Source organism: Aeromonas sp. D3 (genome assembly GCF_027705025.1).
GTDB classification, from domain to species: Bacteria; Pseudomonadota; Gammaproteobacteria; order Enterobacterales; family Aeromonadaceae; genus Aeromonas; species Aeromonas salmonicida.
Genome location: NZ_JAPDBE010000068.1, coordinates 1 through 15,582 on the forward strand (window position 1 = coordinate 1; position 15,582 = coordinate 15,582).

Annotated in this window: 15 protein-coding genes and 1 riboswitch; of the genes, 8 read left to right on the forward strand and 7 right to left on the reverse strand. The window is 59.1% G+C overall.

Annotated elements, in window-relative coordinates:
- Positions 1-345 precede the first annotated feature (345 nt).
- The 5 genes from ycfP (at position 346) to OKC28_RS22285 (ending at position 4,913) form a co-directional block, all read left to right on the forward strand.
- Positions 346-885: an alpha/beta hydrolase YcfP gene (gene ycfP / locus OKC28_RS22265; RefSeq protein ID WP_005310449.1), complete on the forward strand. Its 540-nt coding sequence runs from the start codon at positions 346-348 to the stop codon at positions 883-885.
- A 78-nt stretch (positions 886-963) separates the two neighbouring features.
- Positions 964-2,256, forward strand: a complete 1,293-nt coding sequence (locus OKC28_RS22270; protein ID WP_005310451.1) for an NAD(P)/FAD-dependent oxidoreductase — start codon at positions 964-966, stop codon at positions 2,254-2,256.
- A 207-nt stretch (positions 2,257-2,463) separates the two neighbouring features.
- On the forward strand, positions 2,464-2,781 hold the full coding sequence (locus OKC28_RS22275) for a heavy metal-binding domain-containing protein (protein ID WP_256688158.1): 318 nt from the start codon (positions 2,464-2,466) through the stop codon (positions 2,779-2,781).
- A gap of 168 nt (positions 2,782-2,949) precedes the next feature.
- Positions 2,950-3,708 carry a substrate-binding periplasmic protein gene (locus OKC28_RS22280; protein ID WP_021140609.1) on the forward strand — a complete coding sequence of 253 codons (759 nt, stop codon included), beginning with the start codon at positions 2,950-2,952 and terminating at the stop codon, positions 3,706-3,708.
- Between the two features lie 191 nt (positions 3,709-3,899).
- Entirely contained in the window at positions 3,900-4,913 is a 1,014-nt protein-coding gene (locus OKC28_RS22285; RefSeq protein ID WP_131731026.1) for a S66 family peptidase, read from the forward strand.
- Positions 4,914-4,983: 70 nt separating this feature from the next.
- On the opposite strand, the gene OKC28_RS22290 is transcribed toward OKC28_RS22285, so the two are convergent.
- On the reverse strand, positions 4,984-7,257 hold the full coding sequence (locus tag OKC28_RS22290) for an LTA synthase family protein (protein ID WP_270691122.1): 2,274 nt from the start codon (positions 7,255-7,257) through the stop codon (positions 4,984-4,986).
- Between the two features lie 252 nt (positions 7,258-7,509).
- On the opposite strand from OKC28_RS22290, the gene OKC28_RS22295 reads away from it, so the two are divergent.
- Positions 7,510-8,598 (forward strand): hypothetical protein, encoded by a 1,089-nt coding sequence (locus tag OKC28_RS22295; RefSeq protein ID WP_270691123.1) that lies wholly within the window; start codon positions 7,510-7,512, stop codon positions 8,596-8,598.
- A gap of 91 nt (positions 8,599-8,689) precedes the next feature.
- On the opposite strand, the gene lysC is transcribed toward OKC28_RS22295, so the two are convergent.
- Both lysC and argA read right to left on the reverse strand, forming a co-directional pair.
- Entirely contained in the window at positions 8,690-10,042 is a 1,353-nt protein-coding gene (gene lysC, locus OKC28_RS22300; RefSeq protein WP_270691124.1) for a lysine-sensitive aspartokinase 3, read from the reverse strand.
- An 89-nt stretch (positions 10,043-10,131) separates the two neighbouring features.
- Positions 10,132-10,356, reverse strand: a riboswitch (Lysine riboswitch).
- 108 nt (positions 10,357-10,464) lie between these two features.
- Positions 10,465-11,793, reverse strand: coding sequence for an amino-acid N-acetyltransferase (gene argA, locus OKC28_RS22305; RefSeq protein ID WP_017411372.1), 1,329 nt, complete (start codon positions 11,791-11,793; stop codon positions 10,465-10,467).
- Between the two features lie 270 nt (positions 11,794-12,063).
- Here argA and msrA point away from each other — a divergent pair, with 270 nt between their 5' ends.
- Positions 12,064-12,696 (forward strand): peptide-methionine (S)-S-oxide reductase MsrA, encoded by a 633-nt coding sequence (gene msrA / locus OKC28_RS22310; protein ID WP_270691125.1) that lies wholly within the window; start codon positions 12,064-12,066, stop codon positions 12,694-12,696.
- Positions 12,697-13,051: 355 nt separating this feature from the next.
- Here msrA and OKC28_RS22315 read toward each other — a convergent pair whose 3' ends face one another.
- Genes OKC28_RS22315 through OKC28_RS22325 form a run of 3 tightly spaced genes read right to left on the reverse strand, consistent with a single transcriptional unit; the run spans position 13,052 to position 14,284 of the window.
- The gene (locus tag OKC28_RS22315) at positions 13,052-13,387 is read right to left on the reverse strand and encodes a DUF3802 family protein (RefSeq protein WP_005310468.1); all 336 of its coding nucleotides are present in this window, start codon (positions 13,385-13,387) and stop codon (positions 13,052-13,054) included.
- Between the two features lie 55 nt (positions 13,388-13,442).
- On the reverse strand, positions 13,443-13,919 hold the full coding sequence (locus OKC28_RS22320; protein ID WP_219597431.1) for a GNAT family N-acetyltransferase: 477 nt from the start codon (positions 13,917-13,919) through the stop codon (positions 13,443-13,445).
- Between the two features lie 8 nt (positions 13,920-13,927).
- Complete coding sequence (locus OKC28_RS22325; RefSeq protein ID WP_256688165.1) at positions 13,928-14,284, reverse strand: MmcQ/YjbR family DNA-binding protein; 357 nt, start codon at positions 14,282-14,284, stop codon at positions 13,928-13,930.
- Between the two features lie 106 nt (positions 14,285-14,390).
- On the opposite strand from OKC28_RS22325, the gene OKC28_RS22330 reads away from it, so the two are divergent.
- Positions 14,391-15,182, forward strand: a complete 792-nt coding sequence (locus tag OKC28_RS22330; protein ID WP_270691126.1) for an alpha/beta fold hydrolase — start codon at positions 14,391-14,393, stop codon at positions 15,180-15,182.
- A 114-nt stretch (positions 15,183-15,296) separates the two neighbouring features.
- Here the strand turns inward: OKC28_RS22330 and yidD are convergent, their stop codons facing one another.
- Positions 15,297-15,506, reverse strand: coding sequence for a membrane protein insertion efficiency factor YidD (gene yidD / locus OKC28_RS22335; protein WP_270691127.1), 210 nt, complete (start codon positions 15,504-15,506; stop codon positions 15,297-15,299).
- Positions 15,507-15,582 lie beyond the last annotated feature (76 nt).

Genomic DNA, 15,582 nt, shown 5'->3' on the forward strand with positions numbered 1-15,582 from the left:
AGGTTCAGATCACAGAATGGGAGAGAAGTTCAAAAAAATCCCCAAGCGATGCTTGGGGATTTTTGTATAAGAGACAGGCCTTGTGGTACTGAACAACCGTGGTGGGCAATCGTTTGCCGCCCCATGGCACAGCCACTTGCCTCGCTAGCCAGTTGATCCCTTCGCCACCTCGGGTGCCCACTTTCATTGCCGAACGGAGCAAGTGAGGTATCTGATAGACTTAATCTGGTTTCATCCGCAACTGGAGGCGTGATCCAAAGCAAGAAAGTGGGATGTTTTGGTGGCGCAAGGCCCCGCCGCTGGGGTAGTTTCGATAGAACCGACACAGTTTTTGAGGTCTTGTCCATGATCATCTATCTGCATGGCTTTGATGCCACCAGCCTCGGCAATCATGAAAAAGTGCTGCAGCTGCAGTTTATCGATGATGATGTGCGTTTCGTGCACTACAGCACGGTTCATCCCCGTCATGACATGAGCCACCTGCTCAAGGAAGTGAAGAAGCAGCTCGACATGAGCACAGACCCCAAGCCTCTCATCTGCGGGGTGGGGCTGGGAGGTTACTGGAGCGAGCGGATCGGCTTCCTGTGTGGCATCAAACAGGTGATCTTCAACCCTAATCTGCACCCCGAGATCACCATGCAGGGCAAGATAGACAGACCGGAAGAGTACGAGGATATAGGCACCAAATGTGTGTCTGAATTTCGTAGTAAAAATTCAGGAAATTGCCTCTGCATCCTTTCCGTTCAGGATGAAATCCGCGATAATGGCGACATTGAGCGTGAATTGAAGAATTATTACAACATCGTGTGGGATGAGCGAGAGACTCACAAGTTCAAAAATATCTCTCATCACCTGCAACAGATGAAGGCTTTCAAAGAAGCCTGATCGATTGTCACGTCATGGATTCAACTATCAAGGGAGCCGATGGCTCCCTTCGCTTTAATGGAACCGAGGTAATTAACCATGACCAATATTGTTGTCGTCGGCGGTGGAGCTGGCGGTCTGGAGCTGGCTACCAGCCTGGGTCGCAAACTGGGCAAGAAGAACAAGGCCAAGATCACCCTGGTCGACCGTAACCGTACCCACCTGTGGAAACCCCTGCTGCACGAAGTGGCCACCGGCTCCATGGACGCGGGTATCGATGCCCTGAGCTACCAGTCCCATGCCAAAAACCACGGTTTCGATTTCCAGCTGGGCAGCCTGACTGACATCAAGCGCGATGAAAAACGCATCGTGCTGGGGAAGATCGTCGACGAGAATGGCGACATAGTGGTGCATGAGCGGGAGGTGCCGTACGACATCCTGGTGATGGCCATCGGTTCCGTTTCCAACGACTTCAACACCAAGGGCATCAAGGATCACTGCATCTTCCTGGACAGCCCCTCCCAGGCGCACCGTTTCCACAACAGCATGATGAACCGCTTCCTGCAGTTCGCCACCGAATACCAGCCTGGTGACAAGGTGAAGATCGCCATCGTTGGCGGCGGTGCCACTGGCGTCGAGCTCTCTGCCGAGCTCTATAACGCTGTGGAGCAGCTCTATGCCTACGGTTTCAAGAACCTCACCACAGAGAGCCTGAAGGTGACTCTGGTGGAAGCGGGCCCCCGCATACTGCCAGCGCTGCCGGAGCGCATCAGTGGTGCGGCTCATCAGGAACTGGTCAAACTGGGGGTGGATGTGCGTACCGCCACCATGATCACCGAAGCCACCAGCGATGGGCTGCACACCAAGGATGGGGAGCTCATCGAAGCTGACCTCATGGTGTGGGCTGCCGGTATCAAGGCGCCGGATTTCATGAAGGATATCGCCGGCCTTGAAACCAACCGCATCAACCAGCTGGTAGTGAAAGAGACACTGCAAACCAGCCGTGACGAGAACATCTTCGTCATCGGTGACTGCGCTGCCTGCCCGCAGCCGGATGGCAAATTCGTGCCGCCACGCGCCCAGTCCGCCCACCAGATGGCGACCCAGGCATGCAAGAATATCCTGGCCAAGCTGGAAGGGGGCGAGATGAAGCCTTACCTCTATCACGATCACGGCTCGCTGGTCTCTTTGAGCCGCTTCTCCACAGTGGGCAGCCTGATGGGCAACCTGATGCGTGGCTCCATGATGGTGGAAGGCTACATAGCACGCATGGTTTACATCTCGCTGTACCGGATGCACCAGGTCGCTCTGCACGGCTACATCAAGACGGGTCTCATCATGCTGGTGGGCCGCATCAACCGGGTACTGCGCCCGACCCTGAAGCTGCACTAAGCTGCCATCAGCACACGAAAAGGAGAGGCCTAGCCTCTCCTTTTTTTATCGTTCGGACCCAGGTTTCGTCGATGGGCGCGAGCCAAATGGCGGCATGTCGCCTGCAACGGCAACCATTATCGTGCAACTGGCTATTAGGGGGCGGGGGATGTTGTCCGGCCGAGGTTTGGGGTAGTCTGAAACCCATTTTCACCTCAGGAGCGCAAGATGATCCTCTCAACCACCCCCACGCTGGAAGGCAAAACCATTCGTGAATACCGCGGCATCGTAGTGGGAGAAGCCATTCTCGGCGCCAATGTCTTCAAGGATCTGTTTGCCGGTATCCGCGATATCATTGGTGGCCGCGCCGGTGCCTACGAAAAAGAGCTGGCCCGCGCCCGCGAGATTGCCTTCGATGAACTGAAAGAGCGCGCGCAGGCGCTGGGCGCCAACGCCGTGGTCGGTATCGATATCGACTATGAGGTGGTGGGGCAGAACGGCAGCATGCTGATGGTCAGCATCAGCGGTACCGCCGTTGTAATCTAAGCCCTGTCAGCCATTGAAAAACCGGCAACCTTCTGCCGGTTTTTCTGTTTCTGCCCCGGCGTTGAGCGGAACTGTGACAAATCCGGTGATCTTGCTGGCCAGCCTGCATACGCAGGGTTGCCCACTGCCGCCATACTGAAGCAAGGAAAACGGGCAGAGAGGTCAATCATGTGGCATTTTCGCTGGTTATTGTTGTGGTGCTGGCTGGGCAGCGCCGCGGGGGCCAACATTCAGGCGGTAACAGAGGAGCTTCCTCCTTACAACTATCGGGACAGAGACGGTCTGGTAACGGGTCTGTCGGTGGATCTCCTGCAGCGGATGGTCGACAGGAGCAAGCTTTCGCTCGACAGCAAGGGGGTGCAACTCCTGCCTTGGGCGCGGGCCTATCAGATGGCATTGCATCAGCCCAACACCGTCATCTTCAGCATTGTTCGTCTGCCGGAACGAGAGGCTCTCTTTCATTGGGTTGGCCCCATAGCGCCTCGCACCCTCTGGTTTTATCGCCTGGCGAAACGGGAAGAGGTGACGGCCAGCCATCTCTCTGAGCTGGCGCCCTGGCGGATTGCGGTGGTGCGTAATTCCGCAGCGGCACGGGAGCTTGCCGAGATGGGGCTCAACCTGGTGCTGGTGCACGATGAGGATGACAAGTTTCGCATGATGCTGCGCAGGCGAGCGGACATAGCACCTGCCCTGCAGATGGGGGCGGCTTATCACATAGAGTCGCTGGGCCACAGCTATTCGGATTTTGTCCCCCTGTTTCAGTATCAGGACACCAAGCAGTTCTACTTTGCCTTCAGCCTGGAGACGGACGAGGCCATCATCAAGGCACTGCAAGGGACCCTGGACAGCATGCGCGCGGATGGGACTTACGATGAGATCACCCAGAAATGGGAGCGTCGCTTCTGGATCAGGCCGGCGAGCGAATGAACGTCTGCGCGGCGGCCCATGTCACTGAGGTGGCAAGGGTGGCTGTGATGGTTCGCCGCGTTTCGCCCAATCGCTCACCAGGGCCAAGCAGCTTATCCTGATGGCTTTAGGGTCATCTGCGGGTTACTATGAGTCCTTCAAGGTCGGCGCCATAATGCCAGATGGCCGCACTCGGGACAGGACACCTGACAATGACATCACTCAAGCCGCCAGGGCTCAAGCCTGGCGACACCATAGGTTTTTTCTCCCCCTCCAGCGCGGCCACTGCTTGGGCGCCAAACCGCTTTGCCCGTGCAAAGCGGTTTATGGAAGCGCAGGGCTTCAGGCTCAAGGCGGGCAGCCTCACCGGCCAGCAGGATCACTGGCGATCCGGCACCATAGCCGCGCGGGCTGCCGAGCTCAATGAACTTATTCGCGATCCGCACGTGCGTTGCATCATGTCGGTGATTGGCGGCAGCAACTCAAACTCCCTATTGCCGTATCTCGATTTTGATGCGCTCAAACGGGATCCCAAGATCATCATCGGTTACTCGGACGTGACGGCCCTGCTGCTCGGCATTTATGCCCAAACCGGCCTCGTCACCTTTTATGGCCCGGCGCTGGTGGCCTCGTTCGGTGAATGGCCGCCCCTGGTAGATGAGACCCTGGCCGGGTTCAGCCAGGTCTGCCTGGCGGGTGGGGGCGCCGTGCCTCATACCTTGCCGACCCCTGCTTATTGGACCGACGAGCGGCTCGATTGGGAAAACCAGACTCGGGCCAAGCAGTGTCAGCCCAATCGGTTGATCTCGGTGGGGACAGGACGGGTGCGGGGACGGCTGCTGGGTGGCAACCTCAATACCCTGACGGGGATCTGGGGCTCTCCTTACATGCCGGCCATAGCGCACGGAGATATTCTGCTGCTGGAAGACAGCCTCTTGACAGCTGATACGGTGGAGCGCTCCTTCGCCCATCTCAAGCTGTGCGGTGTGTTTGACCGCATCGGCGCCCTGGTTCTCGGCAAGCACGAGCTGTTCGATCATCAGGGCAGTGGCAAGCGGCCGCTCGATATTCTGCTGGAGGTGGTGGGGACGCCGCGTTTCCCCATATTGGCGGAGTTTGACTGTGCCCACACTCATCCCATGCTGACTCTGCCTCTTGGCATCGAGGCTGAGCTGGATCTCGATGCCCGTACCCTTACCTTGTGCGAACCCTGGCTTGGCGAGTGAGTGATCCCGTCAACCGCATTATGCAAAGAGGCCGCAACTGCGGCCTCTTTTATCTTGCCTGCAATGGCGATCATGGCAGGGCATTGGCCCTGAAGCTGGCCCGGATCTGGGGCACAAGGGGGGAGACGTCGAAGCCTTTCTCCTCCCCCAGCACAGGGTGGAGCAGGGGGAGATCCGGGATCGGGGTCAGATCCCCTGCCAGCAGCTGGCGAGTGGCCTGGCCCATCTGGTAGAGCTGGCGTACAGGGGCGAATTGCCGTTCGAGAGAGAGGGCACCATCATCGCGGGTAAAAGCCATCATGGGGATCTGGTAGCTGGCGTCACGGGGCGGTTTGTTGCCGTGAATGCCCTTGCCTGCCGACATCAGAAAAGGTTGATGATCGCCAAAGGCCACCACCAGATAGCGTTTGCCAGAATTGTCCAGCCGTTTGAGCAGCCGCTCCAGGGAAGCCATGGCATCCACCACCCCCGTGTAGTAGGTGTTGAGCAGCTGGCGATCTGCCGCACTCTGATCCGGACAAGCCTTGTCGAGTTGCTGGGCCTGATAGCGATCCCCGTCGAAGGGGCCGTGGCCCTGCATGGTAACCGCGTAAGCAAAGAGCGGTGAGGCGTCCTGCTCGCTGCGTCTGAGCAGATGGTCGATCAGCGCATCGTCCGAGATGTAAAGCCCCTTGTGCTCGAGACTGGTAAAGCGGGTATCGAACCAGCGTTCCTCATAGCCAAGGGCCGGCATCGCCTTGGCACGGCCCCAGAACTTCTCCACGTAAGGGTGGGTAAACAGGGTGTGATAGCCGCTTTGCTTTGCGCTTTGTGCAAGGCCGGGCACCTGCTCGGACAGGTAGTAATAGGGCACGACTCCCTGCTTGAGCAGGCCCACCGGCAGACCCGTGTTCATCTCGAACTCGGCCAGCACCGTCATGCCGCCTGTGGTGGGGGAGTGGATGGTCTTTTGCCACTGCTGCACGCTGGTGGGCAGGCTCAATGTGGGAGGTGGGGCGCAGATCCTGCCCTGCCAGCCGAGCCAGAGCGACTCGTATTGCAGCACTATTACCAGATCGAAGCGGGGGGGCTGTCCCTGGCTCACATGGCTGATTTGCGGAGTGAACTCATTGATCTGCAAGGGATAGCGAAACACACTGCCGCTTTGCAGCATCTCGTCCACCAGATTGAACAGATAGAGGCCGGGGCCGGAGCGGATGAGATCCCTGTGATAGTTGACCGCCCTGTCCACGTAGCGAATGTTGGCCCCCAGCAGCTTGTTGCCGGTCTGGGTCGCGAACACACACAGGGCAAAAAAGGCGGCGGTGGCGGCGGTTGTGCGAAACAGGCCGCGCAAGACCCAGCGTGACAGGGCGAAACGCCAGCAGACAAACAGCAGCGCAGCGACGCCGAGCACAGGCAATACCGGATGCTGATCCAGCAGGATCCGCAGCAGTGCCAGCAGATTGCCAAGGTCGTCACCCCCCAGCGGCACCCCGTAGATGGCGATCTTCATGAAGTTGGCGAGCAGGCCAATGCCGGAAAGCGCCGTGAACACCAGTCCCATATAGAGATTGAAGCCCGCCAGGGCACAGAGGCTCCAGCCCAGCACCATACTGCCCCAGGCGAGATAGTAGTGCTCGGGCCTGAAGCCGGACCAGAGCAGAAACTCCCCCAGTTTGAATACCACAAAGCCGTGCAGCAGCACGAAGGTGAGGTTGCCGAGCAGCAGGCTGCCGATGATCCGCCAGCGCAAACTGCGCCTGAGCTTGGGCAGCAGGGCTTTGAGCACGGCGGCGCTCAGTGCCAGTACCAGTACCAGGCTGGTGAAGAGGTAGGTGAGGTTGAAACCCTGCTCCGGCAGAGTCTGCAGGATCTGGCTGAATTCAGCGCTCTCGGGTCGATCTGCCAGCAGCAGGCCGATCCGCAGCTGATAGCGACTGGCGAGGGCATCGTCCGGTGCCCGCAAGGTGCTGTTGAGATCCAGGGTGCAGCGCCCTTTATTGCATCGCTGGCGTTTTTCTACCGCCTGGCTCAGCTGATCTATGCGCTCCCCTTTGTCGTTGAGCAGCTCCACCCGCACCTTGTCCCCCGCTTGCAGCGGTTTGAGCAGCTGCCACTGGCTGCGCACCACCAGATAGAGGCCGCGGTTGTCACTCTTGTAGAGCAGGGAGTGGCGAGTGAGCGTCGCTATGGGTTGGTCAGCAGGTCCCAGCACCAGCGGCCGGGCCTGGCCGAGCCAGCTGCCGGGATTGATCTGCGGCAGTATCAGGGTCAGCAGCAGCAGCGCAGCCAGCAAGCCAAGCAGCAGGGAAGGCAGGCTGGGGATCCTGGCTGACCGGCGTGCTGAGGAGGGGACTTTCATATGAGCTCATCCTTTGAGCGAGTAACGACGAATGGCTGCTGCATTTAATGTGACCCGATGGTGAGGGGCTTGTTCCTTGTTGTCAATTTAATGACCAAACAATGAATATTTCGTGACCATGGAGCCATGCAAACTGTGATCCGGATCGGGCCGTCACACTCATTCTGTGATGAAAGCGTCATCATGACGCTTTGCTGCTGGTCTGTACCTGCCTTGCTGCTTAGTCTCTCAATAATGGATGGAGGTACATGTATGAATCCCAAGGTAGCGGCACGTCAGGCAAGATTGCTCCGCATGCTGGAGAGCAAGGAGGAGATCCGGATCGGGCGCGAGCAGGATTGCCCCTTGCCACTGGCACAGCTGGTGAGACTCAGAGAGGATCATCCCGCCGTGCTCAAGGTCTATCGTCACGGGCTCACCGCCGAGGTGTTTCACCTCAAGGTGGAGGGGCATCACTGGTGCCTGAAACGGCGCAGGCATGACTCCCTGGTGGCCAATATCGACGGCAAGACCGCCTTCCTGACCGAGCTGGAGCGGCGCCGCGAGATAGAGGCGCTGCGTGAGCTGCATCCCACCATTCTCTCTCACGTGGTCTGTACCTGCTTTGGCTCGGCCAGGGCAGGGGTGCTCGTCTCTCCCTGGTTGCGAGGGGTGCCGGTACACGACCTCAATGAGCGCAACCTGGCCCAGATGCTGGCGGTGCAGGCCGAGCTCGCCCATTGGGGCTGGTTTGACTGGGATCCGAGCCCGGGCAACCTGCTCGATGATGGCCAGCAGATCGCCGTGTTCGATTTTGGCTACATGTGGCCGTTCGATCCCCGTCATGAATTCAACTCAAACGGCCTCTCCGATCCCCAGTTTCATGTGCCGGAACGGCTGGAGACCCGCACCCTCTCGGGTCTCTGGCTCGACGAGCCGGATCCGTTGCCGCAGTTTCGCTACTGGCGTGGCCTCTGTCTGAGCTGGGTGCAGCGCGAATTGCAATATCTGACCCGGGAGGGGGCAAGCTCGGCAGTGCTGGCTCGATTGCAAGGGTTGCAGGGGGAGTGGCGCTCGGCACTGACAAGCGATGACGCGCTGGCCGCCAACTGGTGGCGGGACATGTATCGCAGCCATCGGCTCGACATCATGGATGACCTCAGCGGCAAGAGCTGCGGCCCGCTCACTCTGCGCCGGCTCGACTGGCTTGAGAAGGCGGTGGCCGACCATTTCGCCGAGCTGGCGGATAATCTGGGGCCTGACGAGACCGGCTATAGCCAGGCAGCGCTGCTGGCCAGACTCGCGGGTCTGCGTGAGGAGATCCGCACTTGCCTGTTGCCGGTGCCGACCCTGGTGGGGTAGGCGCTGGTATCTGCATCGATGACATGGGCATCAACGACAAGAGGGGCACCCTGAGTGCCCCTCTTTTATGCCGTGTCAAACCTCGGCTGGCTCAGTCGAGCAGCTCCTGGTGGAGGCGGTTGACGATGTGGCCCGCTTCTTCTTCCTTGACCAGGAAGCAGAGATTGTGGGCACTGGCGCCATAACAGATCATGCGGATGTTGTGCTCGCGAATGGCGTCAAAGACCTGACTGCCCACCCCGGCCGCCTCGCTCATGCGGTTGCCGATGAGCGCCACCAGTGCCAGACCGGTTTCCACCTTTACCTTGCACAGCTGACCCAGCTCGGCCAGCACTTTGTCGCTGAGCACGGGCTCGCCGTTGCTCTGGCTGCCGGTGTGATCCAGGGTGAGCGACACGCTCACTTCCGAGGTGGTGATGAGATCCACCGAGATGCGGTGGCGGGCCAGGATGCCGAACACCTCGGCCAGGAAGCCGTAGGCGTGGAACATGTTGAGGCTGTGCAGGGTCACCAGCACTTGCTGGCGGCGCAATGCCACGGCGCGAAACAGCGGGTTGGTGCTGGTGCTGGCGCGGATCCAGGTGCCGCCGGCGGCGGGATCCTTGCTGGAGCCGACAAAGACAGGAATGTCCTGGCGCACCGCAGGTTGCAGGGTGGCCGGGTGCAGCACCTTGGCGCCAAAGGTAGCCATCTCGGCCGCTTCCACGAAGCTTATTTCGGGAATGGGGCGTGCACGTGTCACCAGTCGCGGATCCGTGGTGTAGATGCCGGGCACATCGGTCCAGATCTCTATGGTGCCCGCATCCAGCGCTTCGGCGAGCAGGGCGGCGCTGTAATCGGAGCCGCCACGACCGAGCGTGGTGGTGCGGCCATCGGCATCCGAGCCGATGAAACCCTGGGTGATGATGAGGCTGTCGCCGAGTAGAGGCCCCAGCGCCTGTTGGCAGAGGTCGCGAGTGGCGGCGAGATCCACGGTCGCCTTGCCAAAGCGGCTGTCGGTGCGCATCAGCTGGCGCACATCCTGCCAGTGGGCCTTGATGCCACGCTGGTGCAACAACTCGGTGAAGAGGCGGGTAGACATCAACTCGCCACAGGCGATGAGCCTGTCAGCCAGTTCCGCATCCGTATGCTGACTGGCCTGGCGGGCCATGGTGCGGATCTCGCCGAGGGTGGCATGGATCAGGGTACTCACGTCGGCGGGATCGCCCAGTGCCGTCAGTATGGCCTGCTGGATCTCGGCCAGTTTGGCCAGCTGTGCCTCCTGGCCTGCCTCGTCCAGATCGCCCTGGGCCAGTGCCACCAGCAGATTGGTGACGCCGGCGCTGGCGCTCAGTACCACCACCCGGGTTGCCGGATTGGCCAGCACCACGTTGGCGCAATTGTTCATGGCCGCGGCATTGGCGACACTGGTTCCGCCAAACTTGGCGACATTGATCGGGCTCATTGCTTACTCCTGTCTTAATATAAAAATCCGGTTCCATCGGGCAAAAAGAGAGGAGGAGGCTGAAAATGGCAGGAATGAGAGAAGCTATCCCGGCCAGAAGCACTCCACCCGCAGAGCCCATCCCGTACCCGCCCCTGATGGGGCGCGGTGGGGGATGACCACTACCGATGACAACCCGGGGGATTCAGCCCCCGCAGCCGACGTTGAGGTATCCAGTTGCCTCACCCGTCTCGGCGCTGCTCCCCCTGACCCAAGTTCATCGGACGCTGGTGTCCTCCCTTGGGCTGCCTGGGCAGCGCTCCTCTTCTGGCTCCACCGCAGGCGGTGGAGTGCAATTAGAAATACCCTGTGCTGGATTGCACTGTCAATCGAGATTGTGAAAAAGTTAACAATCGACGACAACTCGGCACAAGATCAACAAGTTACGAAATGGTTTTTGACAAAACCTTGGAGCGGCGCTGCCAGTTGTAGAGCCGTTGCCGTTCCACCGGCAGGTCTTCCACCTCCAGCGGATCGAAGCCCCGTTCCCGGAACCAGTGAATGGAGCGGGTAGTGAGTACGAACAGGCGACGAATGCCGAGCCGCTTGGCCCGCTCGGCCACCTTGGCCACCAGCTGATCCCCCCGATTGGAGTTGCGATACTCGGGGTGAATGGCGACGCAGGCCATCTCCGCCATCGCCTCTTCCATGAAGCAGTAGAGCGCCGCGCAGCCGATGATGAGGCCGTCGCGCTCTATGATGGTGAACTTGTCTATTTCCATCTCCAGCTGCTCGCGAGAGCGGCGCACCAGAATGCCGTCCTCCTCCAGCGGGCGAATGAGATCCAGAATGCCGCCAATGTCTTCGATGGTGGCGGCGCGGGCCTGCTCGGCGCTTTCCCGCACTATCTGGGTACCGAGGCCGTCGCGACTGAACAGCTCCTGCAACATGGCGCCGTCATCCTGATAGCTCACCAGATGGGAGCGGGGCACGCCGCCCCGGCAGGAGGCAATTGCCGCACGCAGGTAACGGGCTGTGCCGGACATCTCTTCACCCGCCTGCTCCAGCTCCACCAGCAGCTCCTCGGCCTGCTCGGGGAAGAGCTCCGAGATGGCTTCGCCGTGTCTGTCCATGACGCCCTGGGTGCTGCTGAAACAGATAAGCTTGTCGGCTTTGAGATCCACTGCCACCCGGCGGGCGACCTCTTCCGAGCTCAGGTTGAAGCTCTCGCCGGTGACCGAGCAGCCGATGGGGGAGATGAGCACCAGCCCCTTCTGATCCAGCTGGCGGGTGATCCCCTCCACGTCAATGCGGCGTACCCGACCGCTGTGACAAAAGTCGATGCCATCATCCACCCCCAGCGGCTGGGCGGTGACGAAGTTGCCACTCACCACACTGATGCGGGCCCCCTGCATGGGGGTGTTGGCCAGCCCCATGGAGAGCTGGGCCGTGATGTCGTACTGCAGGCCGCCACACACCTGTTTGATGATGGCGAAGCTCTCGTCATCGGTGACCCGGATCCGCCTGTGGTACTGGGCTTCGATACCCGCACGAGCCAGTGCCTCGTCGTTTTGCGGACGTGAACCGAACACCAGTACCAAACGAATTCCCAGCGTCTGCAGCAAGGCGATATCGCTGACGATATTGGCAAAATTGGGGTGGCAGATGGCTTCCCCGCCCATCATCAGCACAAAGGTGGCACCTCTGTGCACATTGACATAGGGGGTAGACTGCCGAAAGGCATAGACCAGGCTGGGTTCGCGTTCACGCACTTGAGGCTTCTTCCATAAAAAAACAGCAATGGGCTCAATATATGAAAATAAATTCACAAATCAAGACTAAATATTGATTTAGCCATTTTATGCCACCATTTTGTCCGCTTGATGACGCTGAAGAAAAACGAGAGACGAGAAGGCGGTGAAAAATACAGCAACACCAGTCTGGCTGTGGCCTTGGTTGATCCCGGCTCATAACCTGTTATCTTCGAGACTCCTTTTCGTCAGCTGTGCGATGACACAGGTTTTTATACAAGGACAGGGTTCATGGAACAGATTATTTCACCGGCAGATGCACTGCCGGGACGCCGCGATGCGATGGTGATTGGCCAGCAACATGCCGTCAATGGTCACCCGACTCAGGGCCCCTGGCCTGAAGAGATGGCAGTAGCCTGGTTTGGCATGGGGTGTTTCTGGGGTGTTGAGCGTCTGTTCTGGCAGCAGCCCGGTGTCTACTCCACCGCCGCTGGCTATCAGGGTGGCGTCACCCAGAATCCCACCTACAAGGAGGTGTGCAGCGGTCTGACCGGTCACGCCGAAACGGTACAGGTGGTGTTTGACCCCAGCGTCATCAGTTATGCTGCCCTGCTCAAGCTGTTCTGGGAGCAGCATGATCCGGCCCAGGGCATGCGTCAGGGTGGCGATGTCGGTACCCAGTACCGCTCGGTGATCTTCTATGGCGACGAGACCCAGCAGGTGATCGCCCAGCAGAGCCAGGCCGCCTATCAGCAGGCCATGATGGCCAGTGGCGACAGCCGTGCCATCACCACCCGCATCTTGCCGCTGGTGCCCTTCTATTACGCCGAGGATTACCATCAGCAATATCTGGAGAAAAATCCGGAAGGGTATTGCGGACTGGGGGGGATCGGAGTCTGTTTGCCGCCGAGCCTCAATCGCTAACAGATGGCGCCATGCTAGATCACCCCTGCTTTGATACCAAAAGAGGCCGCATTTGCGGCCTCTGTTTCACCTGATGTCGACTGACTGTCGGCGCAGTGAAAAAAATCGTAAAAAAATATGTCATGAACGGGAACTAAATAGAATTGGCCCTGCCGAACTAAGTAGCTTCCAAGGATGGCAGCCAAGACCAGACACATTTCTTGCCTCGACCTTCACTGAACGCCACTGAAAAGCTGGATAGATTGAAATGATAGCAAGCAGGGCTGCCCATTGAGGCGGCCCTTTTCATGTGTGCTGTGTGCGGAAAAATACGGGCGTCTGGGTCGGCGCCACGGGGATCAGGTGTCTCGACGGATTAGCTGATGGCGCCGTCAAACAGGTTTTTGATGAGGTCGATGAACTCTTCGAGGAAGGCTTGCTGGGCCGGGGTAGGGGCACGCAGCCAGACGGCGGAGAGCACCTCTTCCAGATCGGCGACCACGGCATCGGCTTCCTGCATGATCATGAAGCGCAATTTGGGATCGAGCTGCGGGTTCTGTTCGCAGATGGCCATCAGGTTGCTCGCCACCCGGCTGCTCACCAGATCTTCGATGGTCTGTTCACCACCGCTCTGCTGCTGGGCTTCAAACAGTCCCAGACTCTCCACCAGATACTCAATCAGGGCGATATAGCCTTCGCTTTCTACAACCATGGCGGCCTCAATCCTCAACAATACGAAAAAACTGTGCGTATTTTAGTGGCTGGTCCTAGCTTGGCAAGCGGCAGTGCAGACGATAGCGGATAAAACTGACTCCACCCCGTTCCACGCTTTCCAATCCGGTCAGCTCAAAGCCATACCGTAAAAATAGCCCATAGCTGAAGGCGCTGGCTTCCGTCGTCAGAGTCTCGATGCCGAGCCGACCGGCCTGGCTGAGGGCGGTGGCGAGCAAGAGGCCGCCAAGCCCCTGGCGTTGGTGGTCTGCGCTCACATAGAGCAGGCTCAGGTGACCATCGTCGCTGAGGGTGACGAAGCCAAGCACGGCGCCGGCTTGCTCCAGCACCCAGCCGTGGTGCTCACGCAACTGGCTGACAAAGCCGGGATGATGGGCACCGAGGGCCCACTGCGCTACCTGCGCCTCGCTATAGTGCTCGGGGCCGCGTTGGCGCACCGACTGCTCGAACAGGGCGATGAGGGCAGGGATATGCGGCTCGCTCAGCGGGACTATCTTGGGCTGCTCTGGCATGGGGCGGCTCACAGTGTCGGAGCTTGCGGCCGTTTGGCCTTGGGCAGACCGGCAACCACCCGCTCATAGGAGTGGTGCACCCAGCCTTGCCAGAGATCGCTGGCCAGGGTGTCGCTCAGGGTAACCGTGTTCCAGTGCTGCTTGTTCATGTGCCAGCCGGGTTTGACCTCGGGATGGATCTCCCGTAGCAGCAGGGCGAGCTCGGGCTCGCATTTGAGGTTGATGGTGAGCGGCTCTGCCTGCCAATTCACCAGTGCGAACATCTTGCCGGCGATGCGATAGACCAGGATCTCCGGGCCGAAGGGGGTGTCCTCCTGAGTGCCCGGCAGGGTCAGCAGAAAGGCTCTCAAACTCGTCAACTCCATGGTCACGCTCCTCGCCAGTTGCCATGCAAACGTATTTTTTGGGTGAAAATATCTGCTAAGATGCGCGCCTACTATACCCCAATGCCGTCGATGAGGGAGTCGCAAGATGCTGTATCACAAGACGTTCGAGCTTGGCCCCGACAGGGATTGGGTGGTATTCGTGCACGGCGCTGGTGGCAGCTCCTCCATCTGGTTCAAGCAGCTGCGCGCCTATCGCGAGCACTTCAACGTGCTGCTGCTGGACCTGCGTGGCCACGGTCAGTCCCACCAGTTGCAGCAGGTGGTCAAGGGTCACTACAGCTTCCGGGCCGTGACCGAAGACATAGTGCGCCTGCTCGATCATCTCAATATCCGTTGCGCCCACTTTGTCGGCATCTCCCTTGGCACCATTCTCATTCGCCATCTGGCGGAGCTCTGCCCGGAGCGGGTCAAGAGCATGGTACTGGGCGGCGCCATACTGCGCCTCGACATCCGCTCGCGGGTATTGGTACAGCTTGGCCGGGTTGGCCAGCACATCCTGCCCTACATGTGGCTCTACCGCCTGTTCGCCTTCATCATAATGCCGCGCCAGCACCATCAGGAGTCACGCAACCTGTTTGTGCGCGAGGCGCGCAAATTGTGCCAGAAGGAGTTCAAACGCTGGTTCCGCCTCGCCACCGAGGTCAACCCCCTGATGCGCTACTTCAAGGAGCGGGCCCTGCCGATCCCGACCCTCTATGTGATGGGAGAGGAGGATCATATGTTCCTAGCGCCGGTGCGCGAGCAGGTGGCCCGCGATGTCAGCTCCTCGCTGGCGGTGATCGAACAGTGTGGCCATGTCTGCAATGTGGAGCAGCCTGAGCAGTTCAACCGCCGCACCCTGGCATTTCTCAAATCCCTTGCCCGCGGCCGCAAATAAATCTTCGACCAATCCCCCGCATAGGCAAAGCAGGGGATATATCCGGGCTAGTGCATATCTACTATGTGAGGTTGGAGATTCCTATTCTATTTTTCCCAAAAAATCAGTAAGTTTTTAAGGTAAATCCTCACCACCTTTGTATAAGGCACCATTGCAACGTTTTATCCGTAAGTAACCATAGTGACAGCCTTTTAATACTCCATGTTTTTCAATGGCCGCAATAGTATAATTGGAATATGATGGAGTATATATGCATTTCCTATTATGAAGTTGGCGTAAATACTTCTGGTAAAATCGAATGGCCAGTATAGCAATGATCCTCATAGGGAAGGTGCGAACAAGTCCCTGATATGAGATCATGTTTGTCATCTGGAGCCATGGAACAGGGTTCATCATGAGT